Source organism: Streptomyces sp. NRRL S-87, assembly GCF_000719335.1.
In the GTDB taxonomy this organism is placed as follows: domain Bacteria; phylum Actinomycetota; class Actinomycetes; order Streptomycetales; family Streptomycetaceae; genus Streptomyces.
On sequence record NZ_JOGB01000026.1, the window covers coordinates 21,541 to 42,145 of the forward strand.

A 20,605-nucleotide genomic window follows, 5' to 3' on the forward strand; every position below is an offset into this window, starting at 1 on the left:
CGGTGCGCCGGTGCCCCGGCCCGCTGCGCAGAGCGGACCGGGGCACCGGTTCTACCCGACCGGGGTCAGGAGCGTCTGCCCGACCGGGGTCAGGACGCGGCGGCAGCCGCGGCAGCGTCCGCGGACTGGGCCTTCAGGGCGCGCTCGACGCCCGAGCGGGACTCCGAGACCAGTCGGCGCAGGGCCGCGTTCGGCTCGGCCGAGTCCAGCCAGCTGTCCGTCGCGTCCAGCGTGGCCTGCGAGACCGCCAGCGACGGGTACAGTCCCACCGCGATCTGCTGCGCGATCTCGTGGCTGCGGCTGTCCCAGATGCCCTTGACCACGGCGAAGTACTTCTCGGCGTACGGCGCGAGCAGCTCCCGCTGGTCGCTCTGCACGAAACCGCCGATCACGGCCTCCTGCACGGCGTTCGGCAGGTCGGCGGACTCCACCACCGACGCCCACGCCTCGGCCTTGGCGGTCGCCGTCGGACGCGCGGCGCGGGCGGTGGCCGCGTGCCGCTGGCCCGCCGCCGTGTTGTCCCGCTCCAGCTCCGCCGCGATCTCCTTCTCGTCCGCCCGGCCGGTGGCCGCCAGCCGCTCCAGGAAGGCCCAGCGCAGCTCGGTGTCGACGACCAGGCCCTCGATCGTCTCGGTGCCGGACAGCAGCCCGTCCAGCAGCTCCAGCTGGGCGTCCGTACGGGCGGTGGCCGCGAAGGCGCGCGCCCAGGCCAGCTGGTGGTCGCTGCCCGGGGCCGCGGCGCGCAGGTGCTCCAGCGTCGCCTCCGTCCACAGGGCCAGGCCCGTCTCGCGCCAGGCCGGGTCCGCGTACAGGTCGATCGCCAGCTTGACCTGGCGGTGCAGCGACTGCACCACGCCGATGTCGGTCTCCTTCGCGATGCCCGACAGCACCAGCTGCAGGTAGTCGCGGGCGGCCAGCTCGCCGTCGCGGGTCATGTCCCAGGCCGAGGCCCAGCACAGCGCGCGCGGCAGCGAGGCCTCGAAGTCGCCCAGGTGGGCGGTGACCTTGGCGAGCGACGCCTCGTCCAGGCGGACCTTCGCGTACGACAGGTCGTCGTCGTTGAGCAGCACCACGTCCGGGCGGCGGTGGCCCACCAGCTCCGGGACGTCCGTCAGCTCGGCCGCGGCGATGTCCAGCTCCAGCCGGCGCTCGCGCAGCAGCTTGCCGCTGGCGTCGTCGAGGCCGTAGAAGCCGATCGCGATGCGGTGCGGCCGCAGCACCGGCTCGCCCTTGGCGCCGGCGGGAAGCGCCGGGGCCTCCTGGCGGACCTTGAAGGAGGTGATCACGCCCTGCGCGTCGGTCTCGACCTCCGGGCGCAGGATGTTGATGCCGGCCGTCTCCAGCCACGCCTTCGACCAGGTCGACAGGTCACGGCCGGAGGTCTCCTCCAGCGCGCCCAGCAGGTCGGACAGGCGGGTGTTGCCGAAGGCGTGGGCCTTGAAGTAGGCCTGGACGCCCGTGAAGAACTCCTCCTGGCCGACGTACGCGACGAGCTGCTTGAGCACCGAGGCGCCCTTGGCGTACGTGATGCCGTCGAAGTTGACCAGGACGTCGTCCAGGTCGCGGATGTCCGCCATGATCGGGTGCGTGGAGGGCAGCTGGTCCTGCCGGTACGCCCAGGTCTTCATGGAGTTGGCGAACGTCGTCCAGGCGTGCGGCCACTTCGAGTCCGGGGCGTACGCCTGGCAGGCGATCGACGTGTAGGTGGCGAACGACTCGTTCAGCCACAGGTCGTTCCACCACTCCATGGTGACCAGGTCGCCGAACCACATGTGGGCCAGCTCGTGGAGGATCGTCTCGGCCCGCACCTCGTACGCGGCGTCGGTGACCTTCGAGCGGAAGACGTACTGGTCGCGGATGGTCACCGCGCCCGCGTTCTCCATCGCGCCCGCGTTGAACTCGGGCACGAAGAGCTGGTCGTACTTCGCGAACGGGTAGTCGTACGCGAACTTCTCCTGGAACCAGTCGAAGCCCTGCCGCGTGACCTCGAAGATCGCGTCCGAGTCGAGGAACTCCGCCAGCGACGGACGGCAGTAGATGCCCAGCGGCACGTGCTGCCCGTCCGGGCCCTCGTACGCGCTGTGCACCGCGTGGTACGGGCCGACGATCAGCGCGGTGATGTACGTCGAGATGCGCGGGGTCGGCTCGAAGCGCCAGACCTGGTCCGCGGGCACGTCGGGGGTCGGCGAGTTCGAGATGACCGTCCAGCCCTCCGGGGCCTTGACGGTGAACTGGAAGGTGGCCTTCAGGTCGGGCTGCTCGAAGGACGCGAACACGCGCCGCGCGTCCGGCACCTCGAACTGCGTGTACAGGTAGGCCTGCTGGTCGACCGGGTCGACGAAGCGGTGCAGGCCCTCGCCCGTGTTGGTGTACGCGCAGTCCGCGACGACCGTCAGCTCGTTCGCCCCGGCGGCCAGGCCGGGCAGCTCGATGCGGGAGTCGCGGAAGACCGCGGCCACGTCGAGGGAGCGGCCGTTGAGCACGACCTCGTGCACGGCCGGCGCGACCAGATCGATGAAGGTCGTGGCACCGGCCTCGGCGGAGGAGAAGCGCACGGTGGTCGCGGACCGGTAGGTGCCGCCCTCCTGCGCGCCGCTCAGGTCGAGATCGATCTCGTACGAGTCGACGGTGAGCAGCTTCGCCCGCTGCTGCGCCTCTTCACGGGTCAGGTTCGTGCCAGGCACGCGTTCATCTCCTTCGATGGTGACGGTCGCGGCCATCCTTGCACGCCATGCCGAGGGGCGGGCACCCAATAGGGTGTCCGCCCCTTTCGCGTGGTTTCCGCAGATCTTCCGGGGGTGTCGGTGCCTTCCCGGAAGATCGGTCGCGGATCAGGCCCGGCGCAGCTCTTCCGCCACCAGCTCGGCGATCTGCACGGCGTTCAGCGCCGCGCCCTTGCGCAGGTTGTCGTTGGAGAGGAAGAGCGCGAGGCCGTGCTCGACGGTCTCGTCCGCGCGGATGCGGCCGACGTACGAGGCGTCCTTGCCGGCCGCCTGGAGCGGGGTCGGGATCTCGGAGAGCTCGACGCCGGGGGCGTCCTTGAGCAGCTCGTAGGCGCGCTCGACGCTGATCGGGCGGGTGAAGCGGGCGTTGACCTGGAGCGAGTGGCCGGAGAAGACCGGGACGCGCACGCAGGTGCCGGAGACCTTGAGCTCCGGGATGCCGAGGATCTTGCGGGACTCGTTGCGGAGCTTCTGCTCCTCGTCGGTCTCGAAGGTGCCGTCGTCGACCAGGTTCCCGGCCAGCGGCACCACGTTGTAGGCGATGGGGCGCTTGTAGACCGCGGGCTCCGGGAACTCCACGGCCTCGCCGTCGTAGGCCAGCTGGTCGGCCGCCTCGGCCACCGCGCAGGCCTGGGTCTTCAGCTCGGCGACGCCGGCCACGCCCGAGCCGGAGACGGCCTGGTAGGTGGTGGCGACCAGCGCGGTGAGGCCGGCCTCCTCGTGGAGGGGGCGCAGCACCGGCATGGCGGCCATGGTGGTGCAGTTCGGGTTGGCGATGATGCCCTTGGGGCGGTCCTTGATCGCGTGCGGGTTGACCTCGGAGACCACCAGCGGGACCTCGGGGTCCTTGCGCCAGGCGGAGGAGTTGTCGATCACGACGGCGCCCTGGGCGGCGACCTTCTCCGCGAGGGCCTTGGAGGTGGCGCCACCGGCGGAGAAGAGCACGATGTCCAGGCCGGAGTAGTCGGCCGTGGAGGCGTCCTCGACGGTGATCTCGCGGCCCTCCCACTCGAGGGTCGAGCCCGCGGACCGGGCCGAGGCGAACAGGCGCAGCTCGTCCACCGGGAACTTCCGCTCCGCGAGGATCTTGCGCATGACTCCGCCGACCTGACCGGTGGCTCCGACGATTCCGACCCTCACGGTGACTCCCTCACGTGCTCTGTGGCGCTGACCGCCGCTCTGTGTGCTGCCGGCCTGCTCCATCATGCGTGCGACCCGGGGCCGCTTGTCCAATCCATTGTCCGCAGTACGGACCGCGGATCTTGGGCGGGCGCGGTGGACGCGCGGCCGGCCCGTCGCGGGCGCCCGGAACGCGCCGTCCCGGCACCCGGGAACTCCCGGTACCCGGGAACGCCCGTGGGGGCGGCGCTCATGACGAGCACCGCCCCCACGGGGTCGTGCGGGGTGTTACGGGGTGACGCTGTCGATCTGGACGCTGCCCAGGCCGGCGGCGGTGCCGCGGCCGTTCAGCAGCTGGACCTGGCCGAAGAACTGCCGGCCCTCGGGGGCCGGGCCGTTCACGACGACCTTGGCGCCGACGGAGGCCGAGGCGCCGTTGGCGAGGTCGACCGTGGCGGCGTCGTCGACCGTGACCGAGCCGAGGCCGTTCGAGTAGTACACGTCACGGTAGTCGTACGTGGTGCCGGCGGCGCCGACCGCGTACCCGATGACCTTGATCTGGTAGGTACCCGCGGCCGGGTTGACCAGGGACACGGCCTCCTCGGAGTCGCCGTCCGCGGAGGAGCCGACCTTCACGCCGTCGCGGTAGACCTCGAGGTCGAGGTCGGCCGCGGCGTCCGAGACGTTGCCGATGGCCACGTCGAGGCGCTCCACACCGGCGCCGAGGACGACCTCGGTGGTCTGGGTGTCACCCTCGTTGATGGTGGGCTTGGCCACCTTCGCCGAGCCGAGCGAGCCGCCCTTGAGCTTGCCGCCCGCGATGGCCGCGAAGTCGTTCTTCAGGGTCCAGGAGACGTCGGCCGGGACACCGGCCTTGACCTCGGGCAGGACCTTGACGGCCGGGTCGAACGCCGCGCCGAGCACGGTGGCGTCCAGCTTGAACGGGTTGTCCAGCAGCGGCGACGTGCGACGGGCCTCGACCTCGATCTCCCAGACGCCCGGCTGCGGGTTCGCGTACGAGCGCAGGTCGGGGCGGCAGGTGTTGGCCGGGTTGTTGTAGTTCGGGTAGCAGTTGATCGTCGCGGTGGGGTCGACCGGCGTGCCGTACGGGTGGATCGCGATGAAGCGGGTCTGGCTGCCCGCGGCGAGGCCGCCCAGGGCCACCTCGAGGCTCTTCGCGCCCTGCGGGACCGTGACGAAGTACGTCTTGTGGCTGTTGCGCTGGACCGACGAGGTGGAGGACAGGCCGAAGGCCGGCTTCACCAGGTCGTTGGCGACCACGACGGTCGAGAGGATCTGCTTGTCGACGCCCTCGGTGGACTCGTCGTCCAGCTCCAGGATCGCGCTGTGCACGCCCGCGGTCTTCGGGGCGGCCTGCACCTTGACGGTGACCGGCTTGTTCAGCGGCAGGGTGATGTAGTCGTACTCCGTCAGCGCCTTGAAGGTGCCGTCGTTGTACTTCCACTTCAGGTCGTGGCGCACGCCCCACTTCGGGCCCGTGGTGCGGGTGATGGTGACGTTGTACGTCTTCTTCTTGCCCGCCTTCAGGCCGCCCTCGCGGTCGTACAGGCCGGTGCCGAAGCCCGGCTCCTTCAGGAACTGGTCGAGAGCGGTGTCGACCGGCGCCTTCACGGTGTAGTCCCAGGCGTTCGCGCCGCGCTGGATGGACTCCCACGCGCCGACGATGTCCATCAGGCCCGCGCCCTGCTCGTGCGCCTGGACACCGTCGATCTTGTTCGCGGTGCTGGTCAGCGCGGTGCGCAGGGTGGCCGGGGTGAGGGCGATGCCCTCCTTCTTCGCGGCCGAGATCAGCAGCGCCGAGGCGCCGGCGGCCTGCGGCGAGGCCATCGAGGTGCCCTGGAGCATCGCGTAGCCGGCCGGGAGGGGGTAGCCCGCCTCGGCGACCGGGGAGCCCGGCAGCCAGGTCTGGACGGAGTTGATCGCGGCACCGGGGGCCGAGATCGTGGGCGTGAAGCCGCCGTCCTCACGCGGACCGCGCGAGGAGAACGGGAACATCGCGTACTTCTTGTCCACGATCGAGCCGTAGTTGGCGGCCCAGGTCTCCTTGGAGACCGCGGCGCCGACGGAGATGACCTTGTCCGCCAGGCCGGGGTCGCCGATGGTGTTGATGCCGGGGCCGGAGTTGCCCGCGGAGATGACGAGCTGGACGCCGTAGGTGTCGATCAGGCGCTTGTAGAGCTCGGCGCGCGCGTTGTTGCCGTCGTTGAGCGCCGGCAGGCCGCCGATGGACATGTTGACGATGTCCACGCCGCGGTTGACGACGAGGTCGATCATGCCCTCGGTCAGCGCGACGTTGGTGCAGCCGCCGCTCCAGGAGCAGGCGCGCGAGGAGACGATCTTGGCGCCGGGGGCGGCGCCGTTCATGTTGCCGCCGAACAGGCCGTTGGCCGCGGTGATGCCCGCGACGTGGGTGCCGTGCTCGGACTCGATGATGCCGATGTTGACGAAGTCCGCCTTCTTGCCGACCCAGGTCCCGCCCAGCGGGTCCATCGGGACGTCCTTGCGGATCTCGACCACGAACGGGATGCGCTCGGCGACGTCGGTGGCGGGGTTGTCCGTACCGAAGTAGCCGACCTGGTAGCCGTCCTTGTACGGCTTCATCGGCTCGTTGTTCGTGAAGTCGCCGTCCTGGTCGGTGTCGACGCGGACGGTGCCGGCGGCCGGGTCGTACAGCATGCCGAACCGGTCGGTGGTGTCGCCGTCGCGGTTGACGTCGCCCGCCTCGTCACCGGTCGCGGTGACCGACTCCGAGAAGCGGCTCCACTGGTACGAGCCCTCCGGGGCCTTCCAGCTCTGACCGCCGGCGGTGAACTGCGCGCCCGAGACGGGGGTGATCTGGGCGCGCCACGTGCCGTCGGCGTCGGTCAGCGGGTCGGTCGCCGTGACCCAGTCGACGATCTTGCGCTCGCCGGTGGTGGTCTTCTGCAGGGCCGGGTGGCCGAGGTCCACGCCGGAGTCCAGGACGCCGATGGTCACGCCGCGGCCGTCGGCCTCGGGGTGCTCCTGGACGAACTTGACCGCGCCCGTCTCGAACGAGGGGTTGTACGGGTTCTTCGCCGGGGTGTCCTTGCCGGGCGCCGGGTAGCTGCCGCTGGTCGCACCAGCGGCCCCCTTCGCACGGTCGCCCGCCGGGGTCGGGTCGTCGAGCTTGATCTCCTGCTTCAGGTCGATGCCCTGGACGGAGGAGAGCTTGGCGGCGGCCTTGAGGGCCGCCTCGGCCTTGCCGGTGGGGAGCGTGGCGCGGACGTAGCCGAGCTTGTCGTCCGTACGGCCGACCGACGCGCCCTGAACGGCGTCGAGCTGGCCGGCCACCTGCTCGGTGGCACCGGGAGCGGTGGCCACCATGACGGTGACGGTCTTGTCGCCCTTGGCCTCGGCCTGCTCGAGGAGCTGGACGTCGGCCGAACCGAGCTTGTCCTCGGCGGACTTGACGGGGGCTGTGCCGGGGTCGGCAGCACCCACCGCCGCGAGCGCGGGCACGGGGCCCGCGGTCGCGAGCGCGGCCACCAGGCCCGCAGCCGCCGCGATGCGCGCGGCGCGTCTGGCCCCGGATATGGAGCTGGGGGATTCGAGGGTCATCAGCATCCCTGCGTAAGTGAAAGAAACGGTCCGGATTTCGGTGCCGGATGACCGGTCAGCTTTGCGCAAGGGACAGCCGTTTGGGGAGGGTTGTTATTGACGCGTGCCCGTCATGGCGGAGACCCGCCACGGGGTCGGATGCGTCAGCGGGACCGAACCGGATGAAATCCGGTCGATCCGAAGGTCCTTGAGGGGCCTGGAATGTCGACTTGTCTACGGGCTAATGGTCGCGCCCGCGAGCGTAGTGGCGGGCCGCCTTGGCGCGGTTTCCGCAGGCAGCCATCGAGCACCAGCGTCGGGTGCCGTTGCGCGAGGTGTCGAAGAAGTGCAGCACGCACGTGCCCGAGGCGCACTTGCGGATCCGGTCCGGCCCCTTGTCCAGAAGGTCCAGAAGGTTCCGGGCCGCGGTCCACGCCGGCCCCCACGCGCGGTCGCCGAACTCGGGCTCCTCGGCGGCGCCCTCCGCCCCCACCCGCAGCCGGATCCGGCCATGGTCGAGCACCGCGTCGAGGAGGGCCAGGGCGGCCGGGTCGGCGGGGTCCGCGACGGCCCGGGCCAGCGCCTCGCGGGCGGTCAGCAGGTGGATCAGCGTCGGGGCGTCGGCGCGGAACCGGTCCGCCAGGCCGGCCGAGTCCAGCCAGAGTGCGAGGCCCTCCATCCGGGTCAGGCCGGCCGCCCCCGCGAAGAGGTCCTGCAGCTCGCCGTCCCGCATCCACCGCGTGTTCAGCAGGTCGAGCGCGATCGGCTCCCCGGTCAGCGGGCGCGGGTCCGTCGTCGTGGCCACCCCGGCCTCCTTTCGTAACCGCTCAAGAGTACGTGAGTGGTTGCGCCCGCGATCTCTAACCTCTAAGCTCTAATTGAAAGGTTAGACCAAGGCGCGGCGGGCGTCCTCGGACGCATCACGCGTCACGCATCACGCGTGACGATCCGCCGCACGCGAAGAGCAACGGGAAAGGGGGCAGCCGTGACGGCTGTCGGCACTCTGAGCACCGGCCACATCGGCCTGAACGTCACCGAGCTGGGGCGCTCGCTCGGCTTCTACCGCGACGCGCTCGGCTTCGAGCTGCTGGGCGAGGGCAAGGAGGAGGGGCGCCGCTTCGCCTTCCTCGGGCAGGGCGGCGAGCTCGTGCTGACCCTGTGGGAACAGGCCGAGGGCGGGTACGCGGCCGGCTCCGCGGGCCTGCACCACCTGGCCTTCTCGGCCGCCTCCATCGAGGAGGTCCGGGACTTCGAGGCCCGGCTGCGCGCCGCGGACGTGGACTTCGCGTACGAGGGCGTGGTCGCGCACCGCGAGGGCTCGGCCTCCGGCGGGATCTTCTTCCACGACCCGGACGGCACCCGGCTGGAGATCTCCGTCCCGACCGGAGCCGAGGGCGCTCCCACCCCCACCGCGGGCGCCCCGACCTGCGGATTCTTCTAGAACCCGACCTGCGGACCCCTCTGGAAAGGAAGGCGGCGGCCATGGCCATGACCAGCAGCCCGTACCACCCCGGCTCCCGGGCCGTGCAGGACCGGGTCGGCGTCCGGGACACGGCCGACCACGTGGGGCGCAGCATCGGCCCCGGCATCCGTGACGTGGCCGCCGCCTTCCTCGGCCGGCAGCCGACGCTGGTCGTCGGAGCCGCCGCCGACGACGGCCGCCTGTGGGCCTCGCTGCTGACCGGCGCCCCCGGGTTCGTACGGGCCACCGGACCCGACCGGATCACGGTCACCGGCGGGCTCCCGGCGGGCGACCCGCTCGCCGGGGTCCTGGCCGACGCCCCCGACACCCCCGTCGGCACCATCGCCCTCGACCCGCGCACCCGGCGCCGGATGCGGTTGAACGGCACCGCCCGGCCGACCGCCGCCGGTTTCGCGGTCGACGCCGAACGGGTCTTCTCCAACTGCCCCAAGTACCTGCAGAAGCGGCAGCCGCTCGCCGTCGAGTGGGAAGGGGCCGGTGTGGTGCGGCGCGGCGGGGCGCTCGACCCCGACCAGGTGCGCACCGTCCGCGCCGCCGACACCTTCTTCGTCGCCACCACGGCCGGCGGCGGGGTCGACGCCAGTCACCGGGGCGGCCACCCCGGTTTCGTCGAGGTCCTCTCGCCCACCGAGCTGGCCTGGCCGGACTACCCGGGCAACGCCATGTTCCTGACGCTCGGCAACCTGGCCGAGGACCCGCGCGCCGGGCTGCTCTTCCCGCACTGGGAGAGCGGCCGGACCCTCCAGCTCACCGGGCGGGCCCGGGTCGAGTTCCGCGCCGACGGCACCCGCACCACCCGCTTCACCGTCGAAGGGGTCCTCGAGGCCGAGCACCCGGGCCGCCTCCGCTGGAGCACCCCGGAGTACTCCCCGGCGAACCCCCCGGTCGGCCCTCCCGCCGACCCCGACGCGGACCCCCCGGTCGCGCCCGTCGAGGCCTGACGGCCGCCTCACCGGGGCAGGACCACCACGTAGGCGGCGGGCTCGCGGTCCCCGGACGCGGTCAGCGCGGTCCGGACGACCGTGGCCTGCTGGTCGGGGAAGTCCCGCAGCTTGCGCGGAGTGATGTAGAGGACGGTCAGGCCCAGCCGCTCCAGGTGCTCGCGCTTGCGGGCGTACTCCGACCACTCCGCCTCGTCCTCGCCCTGCCGCGGGGCACGGGTGTCCAGCTCCAGCGCCACCGCGTGGTCCGGCCAGTACGCGTCGACCCCGCCCAGGTGCGGGCCGCCCGGCAGCCGCAGGTCCACGTTCCACACCGGGTCCGGCAGCCCGTACTCCCGGATCAGCCGGTAGAGCCGGTCCTCGGCGATCGCCCGGCCCTCCGCGAGCAGCGAGTCCACCGCGTCCACCACGTGCGGCCGGTTCAGCAGCCGGGCCACGGTCAGCTCCCGCACCGCCGCCGCCGCTTCGCAGTGCCCGCCGCGCACCGCCTCCGTGAGCAGCCGGCGCACGGTGGCCGCGTCCGACAGCTGCGCCACCGCGTCCGCGAGCGCCCGCGCCACGGGCGCCACCGGCACCCCGGTCACCTCCTGCGGCAGCGGCGGGGTGTGGGCGCGCACCAGGCGCACGAAGCCGGTGGAGCGCAGCCGGCGCGTGCTCGGCACGACGATGTCGACGTGCTCCAGGGCGAGCAGCGGCGGCGCGGAGGTGAACCCGTACAGCGCCAGCGCGGCCAGGCCGGTGACCATGGCGTCGCCGAAGCCCTTCTGCTGGGGGAGCACCCCGCTCGCGGGCCGGCCGGCGTACAGCAGCGCGGCGTGCAGCCGCTCCTCGCTGGTGGCCGGGCCCGGGTGGAGCAGGAACACCCCCGGCAGGACCTGCTGCCACGGCCCGCCCGGCCGGCACCGCTCGGCGGTGGCGGCCGGGGTCACCCCGTGCTCGCGCAGCTGGGCGACGCTGAGCACCCGGCGCTGTGCGCCCGACAGGTGCTGCAGCGGGCGCGGGGAGACGGGAGCGGCGGGGGAGGTGGGGGAGGCGGGCGAGACGGGGGAGGGGGTCTGGCCGCCGTACGTGGGGGAGTTGTGGTTCATGCTGCCGAGATTCCCGCACCGGGGCCGGCTCTTAACCGTTGTTACAGTCCCGTCGACAAATGCGGACAACCCTGCACTAAAGTACGCGCGTTCGAGTGCCGAGGCCCGTGCGGCCGTCCGGGTGAACCCGGTACGCGACCGTGCCGCCGTCCGGATGAGCGCGAAAACGCGAAACGCCGACGGAGCCGGTCTCCCGGCCCCGTCGGCGTCGTCGCGACGGCTCAGACCGCGGCCAGCGCGTCCCGCTCCTGGGCCCGCAGGGCGCGGGCCAGGTCGTCACGGGCCTCCAGCACCAGCCGGCGCAGCGCCGGAGCCGCGTCGGCGTGCGCGGCCAGCCATGCGTCGGTGGCCTCCAGGGTCGCGGGGGAGTCCTGCAGCGCGGGGTACAGACCGCGCACCACGTCCATGCCGATCTGGATCGACCGCTCGGCCCACACCCGCGCGATGGCCTCGAAGTACTTCGGCGCGTACGGAGCCGTCAGCGCCCGCTGGGAGGGCTGCTGGAAGCCCGCGATGGTGGCCTCCGCCAGCGCGTTGGACAGCGCGTCCGACTCCACCACGGCAGCCCAGGCCTGCGCCTTGACCGCCGCCGAGGGCCGCGCCGCCAGGCAGCGCACCGAGTGCCGCTTGCCCGAGGCGGTGTCGTCCCGGGCGAGCTCCGCCCCGATCCGCCCCTCGTCGGCCCGGCCGGCCGCGGCCAGCGGCTCCAGCAGGTCCCAGCGCAGCTCCTGGTCCACGTCGAGGCCGTCGATGCGGGCCGTACCGTCCAGCAGCCCCTCCAGCAGGACGTGGTCCGCCTCGGTCGTCGCGGTCGCGGCGAAGAACCGCGCCCACAGCAGCTGGTGCTCGGAACCCGGCTCGGCCAGCCGCAGCTCGTGCAGCGCGCCCGCCGCCAGCTCCCGGCCGCCCTGCTCGCGCCAGGCCGGGGCCGCGTAGTGGGTGACGGCGGTACGGGCCTGGGCGTGCAGCATCTGCAGGACGCCGACATCGCTCTCGCGGCCGGCGAAGGCGAGCACCAGCGAGACGAAGTCGCGCGCCGGCAGCAGGCCGTCCCGCGTCAGGTTCCACAGCGCCGACCAGCACAGGGCGCGCGCCAGCGGGTCGGTGATGTCACCGAGGTGCTTGCGCAGGGTGGCCAGCGAGCCCTCGTCGAAGCGGATCTTGCAGTAGGTCAGGTCCTCGTCGTTGACCAGGACCAGGTCGGGCCGCTCGGCGCCGGCCAGTTCGGCGACCACCGTGCGCGTACCGGCCACGTCGACCTCGGCCCGCGCGTACCGGACCAGCGCGCCGGCCTCCGCCCGGTAGAGGCCCACGCCCACCCGGTGCGGGCGCAGCTCGTCGCCGTCCTGGACGACCGCGAGCTCGGCGATCCGGCCCTCGGCGTCGTACGCGACCTCCGGCGTCAGCGCGTTGACCCCGGCGGTCTGCAGCCAGGACCGCGACCAGCCGGCCATGTCGCGGCCGGACACCTCGCCGAGCACCGTCAGCAGGTCGTCCAGCGTGGTGTTCCCGTACGCGTTGGCCTTGAAGTAGCGGCGCGCCCCCTCCAGGAACGCGTCCCGGCCGACGTACGCCACGAGCTGCTTGAGGACCGCGGCGCCCTTGGCGTACGTGATGCCGTCGAAGTTGAGCTTGGCGTCCTCCAGGTCGCGGATGTCGGCCGTGACCGGGTGCGTGGAGGGCAGCTGGTCGGCGCGGTAGGCCCAGGCCTTGCGGTTGTTGGCGAAGGTGACCCACGCCTGGTCGAAGCGGGTGGCCTCGACCTGCGAGAAGGAGCCCATGAAGTCGGCGAAGGACTCCTTGAGCCACAGGTCGTCCCACCACTTCATGGTGACGAGGTCGCCGAACCACATGTGGGCCATCTCGTGCAGGATCGTGTTGCAGCGCCGCTCGTAGGACGCCCGGGTGACCTTGCCGCGGAAGATGTACTCCTCGCGGAAGGTGACCATGCCCGGGTTCTCCATCGCGCCGAGGTTGTACTCGGGCACGAAGGCCTGGTCGTACTTCCCGAAGGGGTAGGGGAAGTCGAAGTTGTCGTGGAAGAAGTCGAAGCCCTGCTTGGTGACGAGGAAGACGTCGTCCGCGTCGAAGTGCTTGGCCAGGCCCTTGCGGCACATCGCGCCCAGCGGGATCTCCAGGTCCCCGCGCCGGTAGACGTCCGTCACGTAGTGGTACGGGCCGGCCACCACGCAGGTGATGTAGGTGGAGATCGGCTTGGTCTCCGCGAACCGGACGGCGGTGCCGCCGTCCGCCACGGCCTCGCGGGACTCCTCTGCGCCGTTGCCCCACACCTGCCAGCCCTCGGGCACCGTGACCCGGAAGCGGTAGGGGGCCTTGAGGTCGGGCTGCTCGAAGTTCGCGTACACGCGGCGGGCGTCGGCGGGCTCGTACTGCGTGTAGAGGTAGACCTCGCCGTCCTCCGGGTCGACGAAGCGGTGCATGCCCTCGCCGGTGCGGCTGTAGGCGCAGTTCGCGTCGACCACGAGGGTGTTCTCGGCGGCCAGGCCGGCGAGTGCGATGCGCGCCCCGTCGAAGACGGCCGCCGGGTCGAGGGCCTCGCCGTTGAGGGTGACCGAGTTCACCGAGGGCGCGATGAGGTCCGCGAAGGTCGTGGCGCCCGGGCGGTGCGAGCGGAACGTGACCGTGGTCACGGAGCGGAACGTGCGCGGCCCGCCTTCCGGTTCGGCCTCGTCCACCGCCGAGCGGAGGTCGAGCTCGACCTCGTACGCGTCGACGGACAGCAGCTCGGCCCGCTCGTGGGCCTCGTCGCGGGACAGATTCTCACCGGGCACGTGCACTCCTTCGTGCGTGATCGCCATGACGTGCGCATCCTCCCACGGGGAATGCGCGGGGGGTCGGGGCGGTTGGCCGGTACGGCACGTTCCCGACGGACGTGCCGCGGACATGCGTACGCGTGCGAACCGATGAAGGAGAGACATGCCCGACACCCAGGTGGGCGAGAAGACCGCGGTCGACTTCTGGTTCGACCCGCTCTGCCCCTGGGCCTGGATGACGTCCCGCTGGATGCTGGAGGTCGAGAAGGTCCGCGACGTCGAGGTGCGCTGGCACGTGATGAGCCTCGCCGTCCTGAACGAGCACCGGCTGGACGAGCTGCCGGAGCACTACCGCGAGCTCATGGCCACGGCCTGGGGCCCGGTCCGGGTGGTCGTCGCCGCCCAGCAGAAGCACGGTGACGAGGTGACCGGCAAGCTCTACACCGCGCTCGGCACCCGCATCCACAACGACGGCCGGGGCGTGAGCACCGAGGTGATCGCCGAGGCCCTGGCCGAGGTCGGCCTGCCGGCCGAGCTGATCGACTTCGCGGACTCCTCGGACTACGACGTCGAGCTGCGCGCCTCGCACAAGGACGGCATCTCGCGCGTCGGCGAGGACGTCGGCACCCCGGTGATCTCGGTGCCCGGCGCCGACGGCGCCGACGTGGCCTTCTTCGGCCCGGTGGTCACCCCCACCCCGCGGGGCGAGGACGCGGCCCGGCTGTGGGACGGCACCCTGCTGGTGGCCTCGACCCCCGGCTTCTACGAGATCAAGCGGACCCGGACGGCCGGCCCCTCTTTCGAGTAGGAGCGCCCGTCCCCGCGGTACAGGAAGGCCCCCTGCGAGTCACGTCCTCGCAGGGGGCCTTCCGTTGTGCTCGCCCGCCGGCGCGAAAGGTGAGAAGACGATCACGAGGCGGACGGGATCAGGGGCGTCGCGTCAGCCCTGGGCGGGGACGAGGATCGGCGTCTTGGCCTTGGCGTCGGCGTAGCGCCGGGCCACGTCCTGCCAGTTGACGACGTTCCACATCGCCTCGATGAAGTCCACCTTCTGGTTCTTGTACTGCAGGTAGAAGGCGTGCTCCCAGGCGTCGAAGACCAGCACCGGAACCGACGCCTGGCCGACGTTGCCCTGGTGGTCGTAGACCTGCTCGACGACCAGGCGGCCGCTGAGGGGCTCGTACGCGAGCACGCCCCAGCCGGAGCCCTGGGTCATGGAGGAGGCGAAGGTGAGCTGCTTCTTGAAGGCGGCGAAAGAGCCGAACGACTCGGTGATCGCGTCCGCCAGCTCGCCCACGCCGTCGGCGTGGGTCGGCTCGCCGCCGCCCTCGCCGGTCTTCGGGCTCGCCATGTTGTGCCAGTAGATGCTGTGGAGGATGTGGCCGGAGAGGTGGAAGGCCAGGTTCTTCTCCAGCCCGTTCAGCGCTCCCCAGTTCTCCTTGTCGCGCGCCTCCGCGAGCTGCTCGAGGGTGTCGTTGGCGCCCTTGACGTACGCGGCGTGGTGCTTGTCGTGGTGCAGCTCGATGATCTGCGGGTTGATCACCGGCTCCAGCGCCGCGTAGTCGTACGGCAGTTCCGGAAGCGTGTAGACGGCCATGCGTGTTTCGGTCCCCTCGCGTGCGTGATCACTGCTATTGCAATCAATGCGCAACTGCACGCTAGCAGTATCTATTCCGTTGATCATGCAAGGCATGCCTCAGTGCGGCTGCCGCGCCGCGTCCCCGGGCAGCACGAAGGCCCCCGGCGCGGGGCGCCCGGGGCCTTCGGGGGTGGGCAAGGTGGCTGCCACCGTGTGTGGCTCTCCGTGCAGGGCTACTCGATCGGCGGGCCGATGACGAAAGTGCCCTTGGCCGGGAGGGTGGCGACCAGCCCGCGCTCGCGGAGCAGCGCGACGGCGCGCCGGACCGTGCCGATGCTGACGCCGTAGAACTGCGTCATCGCGCGCTCGCCCGCCAGGGCCGCGCCGGGTGCGAGCTTGCCGGAGGTGATGTCGTCGGCGATCACGTCCGCCAGCTTGACGTACTCGTACTGCGGGAGGCCTTGGTTCATCCCACCACAGTGCCGCGCCCCTCTGCGTCGCGCATCGTTCGAACGCGTCGAACCGCTGTCTACCGCGTCTGGACGCGGTCAGACGCAGTGGGGTGCAGGGGGACGCGGTAGGCGCTACGCTCGGAACCAAGGACCCCGGCGACGGCTGCAACCGTCCCGGGGCGTGGCCGATCTGGATGAGGAGATCGACGTGGGTGAGCTTATCCGTGCCCTCGTGCAGGGCGTGATGGTGTGGTGCGGGCTTCGAGGCGGCGGGCGGCGGCAGCCGTTGGCGCCCGTGCGGGCGGTGTGGTGGACGCGGGACGAGACCGCGCCGACCCTGCCCGCGGCGCGGTCGCCGTACGGAGCCGACGACGGGCCGCTCGACGGGGACGCGGCCCCGCTCGTGCGGCCGTACCAGCGGGCCCACGAGCAGTGGCAGCGGAGGCTGGCGCTCGTGCTCGCCGCGGACTTCGGGGTCGACCTCGACACGCACCTCGTCGGCGCGCGGAGCGCGGCCTGATGGCCCGCCGGCCCACGCGCATGTGCGTGGAGTGCGAGGAGCTGACGACGGACTTCGTCGTCGTGTCGGAGGTGCACGCCGGGTCCGGGCCGGGCTTCAACGTCTACGCCTGCCGGGGCTGCGCCCCCGGCGTGCCGCGCCCGCCGGACGTGCTGGAGCTGTTCGACGGGATGGGGGCCGCGGACTCCCGCTGACCTTCGCGGGTGCGGAAAGGGCAACGGGCCCCGGCGCGCTGTGCGCCGGGGCCCGTCCGCTCCCGCTCCGTCCGCCGGCGCAGCAGGAAACGAGCGCGCCGGCGTCCGGGAAGCCAGAGCGCCCGACCCCGCCGGCCGCGCTCACGCGCGCCGCGCGCGCAGCTCCCGTGCCCCGGCCACCGCCAGCACCAGCGCCGTCGCGCCGGCCGACCACAGCACCTGCGGCCGCGCGCCGTCGTCGCGCACCATCAGCACCAGCACCGCTGCCATCCCGGCCAGCGCCGCCCACGTCAGGTACGGGAAGCCCCACATCTTGAGGACCAGCGTCTGCGGCGCCGCACGCTCGATCTTGCGGCGCAGCCGCAGCTGCGACACCGCGATCAGGGCCCACACGAACAGCAGGACCGCGCCGACCGCGTTGAGCATGTACAGGAAGATCGTCTCGGGCCACAGCAGGTTGAGCAGCACCGAGACGAAGCCGAAGGACACCGAGGCCAGCACCGCGCGCCGCGGCACCCCGCCGCCCGAGACCTTCAGCAGGCCCTGCGGCGCCTCGTTCCGCTCGGCCAGCGAGAAGACCATCCGCGAGGACCCGTACAGGTTCGCGTTCAGCGCCGACAGCAGCGCCACGAACACCACGACGTTCATGATCTGCCCGGCCCCGGCGACGCCGATCGAGTCGAGCACCGCCACGTACGGGCTCTCGCCCGGCACGAAGGAGTCCCACGGCAGCAGCGTCACGATCACCAGCATCGAGCCGATGTAGAAGAACAGGATCCGCCACACCGCGCTGCGCACCGCCCGGGCCACGGAGCGGGCCGGGTCGTCGGACTCGGCGGCGGCGATCGTGACGACCTCCAGGCCGCCGAACGCGAAGACCACCGCGAGCACGCCCGAGACCACACCCTCCCAGCCGTGCGGGAGGAAACCGCCCCGGCCGGTCAGGTTGGCCAGGCCCACCGGATCGGTGTCGGGCAGCACGCCGAAGACCGCCAGCCCGGACAGCACCAGGAACGCGACGATCGCGAGGACCTTCAGCGCCGCGAACCAGAACTCGAACTCGCCGAAGTTGCGGACCGCGGTGAGGTTGCTGGCGGTGAAGACCACCATGAACAGCAGCACCCAGCCCCACTGCGGCACGTCCGGCAGCCAGCCGTGCGCGATCTTCGCGGCGCCGGTGGCCTCCACCGCGAGCACCACCACCAGCAGGAACCAGTACAGCCAGCCGACCGAGAACCCGGCCCAGCGCCCCAGCGCCCGCTCCGCGTGCACGGAGAACGAGCCCGAGGCCGGCATCGCCGCCGACATCTCGCCGAGCATCCGCATCACGAGCATCGCCAGGGCGCCCGCGAGCAGATACGACACGACGATCCCGGGGCCCGCGACGGCGATGCCGCCGCCCGAGCCGACGAACAGGCCGGCGCCGATCACGCCGCCGAGGCCCAGCATGGTCAGGTGGCGCTGCTTCAGCCCGTGGGCGAGCGGCTCCGCGGGGACGGCGGTCGCGGTGGCCGCGGTGGCCGCGGGGGTGGCGGGGGCCGCGGTGGCCGCGCCGGTGGTCCCGCTGGTGGCGGCGTCCGGGGCCTCGGCCGAGGAGGAGGAACTCTGGGGTGCTTGTGGCATCCCCACAGTCTCCCTGAGCACGTACGGCACACGCAAAACGGTTTCGACCCACTCGAAACCCCGAGTGATCCGCGTCACTTCGGGCGTATCGCACGTGCGGAGAAGAGCCCCGGCTTTGTGCACTCCCCACCAAGCCCGGGAACGACGCTTTGTGTCCGCACGACGGTGATCACGGCCCCCGCCCCCGGCTAACGTCGCCCTGTCACCGACCCCTCACCCTCCGCGGAGACCCCGATGAGCACCGCTTCCGTCCCCTTCCGGCCCGGCACCGTCCTCGCCGACCTGCTGCCCGCGAGCCGCACCCGCGACGTGGTCCTCGTCGCCGGCGGCGCCGCCCTGATGGGCCTGGCCGCCCAGCTCTCGGTCAAGGTGCCCGGCCTCGTCGTGCCGATCACCGGCCAGACCTTCGCCGCGCTGCTGGTCGGCACCGCGCTCGGGGCCCGCCGAGGCTTCCTCTCCCTCGCCCTCTACACCCTCGTCGGCATGGCGGGCGTGCCCTGGTTCGCCGGCGGCACCGCCGGCGCGGGCGGCGCCACCTTCGGCTACGTGCTCGGCATGCTGCTGGCGTCGACCGTGGTCGGGGCGCTGGCCCGGCGCGGGGCGGACCGCTCGGTGCTGCGCACCGCCGGCGCGATGGTCGCCGGGTCCGCGATCGTCTACGCCGTCGGCGTGCCCTACCTGGCGCTGGCCACCGGCATGTCGGCGTCCGCCGCGGTGGCCGCGGGCATGACCCCGTTCCTGATCGGCGACGCGCTCAAGGCCGCGCTGGCCATGGGCCTGCTGCCGGCCGCGTGGAAGCTGGTCGGCCGGCGCGGCTGAGCCCGCCCCCCCGTACGTACGCCGGAGCCCCGGCCCGCATCCACTGCGGGCCGGGGCTCCGGCGCGTTCGGGGTCGTACCGGCTCAGGCCTCGACCTCGGCGGCGGGCTTGCGCACCGCGTTCAGCACGACACCGGTGAGGACCACGGCGACCGCGACCACGGTCGACCAGATGACGACCTCGCGGTTGCCGTCGTCGTAGAACATGTAGCCGATCACGAACGTGATCAGTGCCGCGGTGGCCCAGGTCAGCCACGGGAAGAACCACATCTTGACGGTGAGCTTCTCCGGGGCCTCCTTCAGCAGGATCCCGCGCATCTTCAGCTGCGTGAAGCAGATGACCAGCCACACGAACAGCGCGATGGCGCCGGACGAGTTCAGCAGGAAGTTGAAGATCGTGTCCGGGAAGGCGTAGTTGAAGTAGACGGCGACGAAGCCGAAGACCACCGAGCCGAGGATCGCGGCGGTCGGCACGCCCTTGGCGTTGACCTTGGCGAAGGCCTTCGGCGCGTCACCGCGCTCGCCCAGCGAGAACGCCATGCGCGAGGCCGTGTACATGCCGGAGTTCAGGCAGGACAGCACCGCCGTCAGCACGATCACGTTCATGATCTGGCCGGCGTGCGCGATGCCGATCGAGTCCAGGGCGGCGACGTACGAGCCCTTGTCGGTGATCGACTTGTCGTTCCACGGCAGCAGCGACAGCACGATCAGGATCGAGCCCAGGTAGAAGACGCCGATGCGCCAGATCACCGAGTTGGTGGCCTTGGTGACCGCGCGGCGCGGGTCCTCCGACTCGCCGGCGGCGAGGGTGACGATCTCCGAACCCATGAAGGAGAAGACGACCATCAGGACACCGGTGAGGATCGAGCCGGCGCCGTTGGGCATGAAGCCGCCCGCGTCCGTCAGGTGCGCGAAGCCGGCACCCGGGTTGTCCGAGCCCGGCAGCAGGCCGAAGACGGCCAGGCCGCCGACGACGATGAAGGCGCCGATGGCGACGACCTTGATGCCCGCGAACCAGAACTCGAACTCGCCGTAGGAGGAGACCGAGGCGAGGTTGGTGGCGGTCAGGACCACCATCACGATCAGCGCCCAGCCCCACTGCGGGACGGCCGGGATCCAGCCCTCGAGGATCTTGGCGCCGGCGGTGGCCTCCACCGCGAGCACGACCACCCAGAAGAACCAGTACAGCCAGCCGATCGAGAAGCCGGCCCAGCGGCCCAGCGCGCGGTCGGCGTACGCGGAGAAGGAGCCCGAGTTCGGGCTGGCGGCGGCCATCTCGCCGAGCATCCGCATGACGAAGACGACCATCGCGCCGACGAGGGCGTACGAGATCAGGATGGCGGGGCCGGTCTTGGCGATGCCGCCGGAGGAGCCGACGAAGAGGCCCGCCCCGATCACACCGCCGATGGCGATCATGGACAGGTGGCGGTTCTTGAGACCGGCCTTGAGACCGTCGGAAGACTGTGCGGAGCCGGGTTCCCCGGCCGGGCCGCCTGCCTTCTGAAGGGTCGTCGTGGAGCTCATGGACGGATCCTTAGGTTCTCGGGTTGCGAGCCCGGGCATTCAATCCAAGCCATGGCCGAGGCGGAAGACCCCGATTCCGTTTCGTTGTCCGGGACCTAAGCCTTGGATAAAGGTCCCAAGGGGTCCCATCTGGGTACTTAAGGATTACTTGAGGTTTCGGAGTGACTTACGCGACACCCCGCCGACGC

At 71.8% G+C, this 20,605-nt stretch carries 16 protein-coding genes; 6 read left to right on the forward strand and 10 right to left on the reverse strand.

Annotated elements, in window-relative coordinates; all coding sequences use genetic code 11:
* Positions 1 to 89: 89 nt before the first annotated feature.
* From pepN (IF43_RS0118140) to IF43_RS0118155, 4 genes are all read right to left on the reverse strand, one after another.
* Complete coding sequence (gene pepN / locus IF43_RS0118140) at positions 90 to 2,684, reverse strand: aminopeptidase N (protein ID WP_030201395.1); 2,595 nt, start codon at positions 2,682 to 2,684, stop codon at positions 90 to 92.
* A 147-nt stretch (positions 2,685 to 2,831) separates the two neighbouring features.
* A complete protein-coding gene (locus IF43_RS0118145) occupies positions 2,832 to 3,863 on the reverse strand; it encodes an aspartate-semialdehyde dehydrogenase (RefSeq protein WP_030201396.1) in 1,032 nt (343 codons plus the stop codon).
* 267 nt (positions 3,864 to 4,130) lie between these two features.
* Positions 4,131 to 7,442 carry a S8 family serine peptidase gene (locus IF43_RS0118150; RefSeq protein WP_030201403.1) on the reverse strand — a complete coding sequence of 1,104 codons (3,312 nt, stop codon included), beginning with the start codon at positions 7,440 to 7,442 and terminating at the stop codon, positions 4,131 to 4,133.
* Between the two features lie 220 nt (positions 7,443 to 7,662).
* Positions 7,663 to 8,226 (reverse strand): CGNR zinc finger domain-containing protein, encoded by a 564-nt coding sequence (locus IF43_RS0118155; RefSeq protein ID WP_030201404.1) that lies wholly within the window; start codon positions 8,224 to 8,226, stop codon positions 7,663 to 7,665.
* Positions 8,227 to 8,406: 180 nt separating this feature from the next.
* On the opposite strand from IF43_RS0118155, the gene IF43_RS0118160 reads away from it, so the two are divergent.
* Positions 8,407 to 8,862: a VOC family protein gene (locus IF43_RS0118160; protein WP_030201407.1), complete on the forward strand. Its 456-nt coding sequence runs from the start codon at positions 8,407 to 8,409 to the stop codon at positions 8,860 to 8,862.
* Positions 8,863 to 8,903: 41 nt separating this feature from the next.
* On the forward strand, positions 8,904 to 9,845 hold the full coding sequence (locus IF43_RS0118165; protein WP_051795595.1) for a pyridoxamine 5'-phosphate oxidase family protein: 942 nt from the start codon (positions 8,904 to 8,906) through the stop codon (positions 9,843 to 9,845).
* A gap of 8 nt (positions 9,846 to 9,853) precedes the next feature.
* Here IF43_RS0118165 and IF43_RS0118170 read toward each other — a convergent pair whose 3' ends face one another.
* Both IF43_RS0118170 and pepN (IF43_RS0118175) read right to left on the reverse strand, forming a co-directional pair.
* Positions 9,854 to 10,933, reverse strand: coding sequence for a hypothetical protein (locus IF43_RS0118170; RefSeq protein ID WP_234332292.1), 1,080 nt, complete (start codon positions 10,931 to 10,933; stop codon positions 9,854 to 9,856).
* Between the two features lie 221 nt (positions 10,934 to 11,154).
* Positions 11,155 to 13,725 (reverse strand): aminopeptidase N, encoded by a 2,571-nt coding sequence (gene pepN / locus IF43_RS0118175; RefSeq protein ID WP_030201411.1) that lies wholly within the window; start codon positions 13,723 to 13,725, stop codon positions 11,155 to 11,157.
* A gap of 145 nt (positions 13,726 to 13,870) precedes the next feature.
* Here pepN (IF43_RS0118175) and IF43_RS0118180 point away from each other — a divergent pair, with 145 nt between their 5' ends.
* Positions 13,871 to 14,515: a DsbA family protein gene (locus tag IF43_RS0118180; protein WP_030201413.1), complete on the forward strand. Its 645-nt coding sequence runs from the start codon at positions 13,871 to 13,873 to the stop codon at positions 14,513 to 14,515.
* A gap of 132 nt (positions 14,516 to 14,647) precedes the next feature.
* On the opposite strand, the gene IF43_RS0118185 is transcribed toward IF43_RS0118180, so the two are convergent.
* A complete protein-coding gene (locus tag IF43_RS0118185) occupies positions 14,648 to 15,304 on the reverse strand; it encodes a superoxide dismutase (protein ID WP_030201417.1) in 657 nt (218 codons plus the stop codon).
* A gap of 215 nt (positions 15,305 to 15,519) precedes the next feature.
* Positions 15,520 to 15,756 carry a winged helix-turn-helix domain-containing protein gene (locus tag IF43_RS0118190; protein WP_030201421.1) on the reverse strand — a complete coding sequence of 79 codons (237 nt, stop codon included), beginning with the start codon at positions 15,754 to 15,756 and terminating at the stop codon, positions 15,520 to 15,522.
* A gap of 163 nt (positions 15,757 to 15,919) precedes the next feature.
* Between IF43_RS0118190 and IF43_RS0118195 the strand changes: the two genes are divergently transcribed.
* Positions 15,920 to 16,258, forward strand: coding sequence for a hypothetical protein (locus IF43_RS0118195; RefSeq protein ID WP_051795597.1), 339 nt, complete (start codon positions 15,920 to 15,922; stop codon positions 16,256 to 16,258).
* Positions 16,258 to 16,452 (forward strand): hypothetical protein, encoded by a 195-nt coding sequence (locus IF43_RS0118200; RefSeq protein WP_030201425.1) that lies wholly within the window; start codon positions 16,258 to 16,260, stop codon positions 16,450 to 16,452. The genes IF43_RS0118195 and IF43_RS0118200 overlap by 1 nt, the downstream gene beginning before the upstream one ends.
* 141 nt (positions 16,453 to 16,593) lie before the next feature.
* Here IF43_RS0118200 and IF43_RS0118205 read toward each other — a convergent pair whose 3' ends face one another.
* Entirely contained in the window at positions 16,594 to 17,901 is a 1,308-nt protein-coding gene (locus tag IF43_RS0118205) for an amino acid permease (protein ID WP_234332299.1), read from the reverse strand.
* Between the two features lie 408 nt (positions 17,902 to 18,309).
* On the opposite strand from IF43_RS0118205, the gene IF43_RS0118210 reads away from it, so the two are divergent.
* On the forward strand, positions 18,310 to 18,894 hold the full coding sequence (locus tag IF43_RS0118210; protein WP_030201427.1) for a biotin transporter BioY: 585 nt from the start codon (positions 18,310 to 18,312) through the stop codon (positions 18,892 to 18,894).
* 83 nt (positions 18,895 to 18,977) lie between these two features.
* Here IF43_RS0118210 and IF43_RS0118215 read toward each other — a convergent pair whose 3' ends face one another.
* On the reverse strand, positions 18,978 to 20,417 hold the full coding sequence (locus IF43_RS0118215) for an amino acid permease (protein WP_030201429.1): 1,440 nt from the start codon (positions 20,415 to 20,417) through the stop codon (positions 18,978 to 18,980).
* Positions 20,418 to 20,605: the final 188 nt, after the last annotated feature.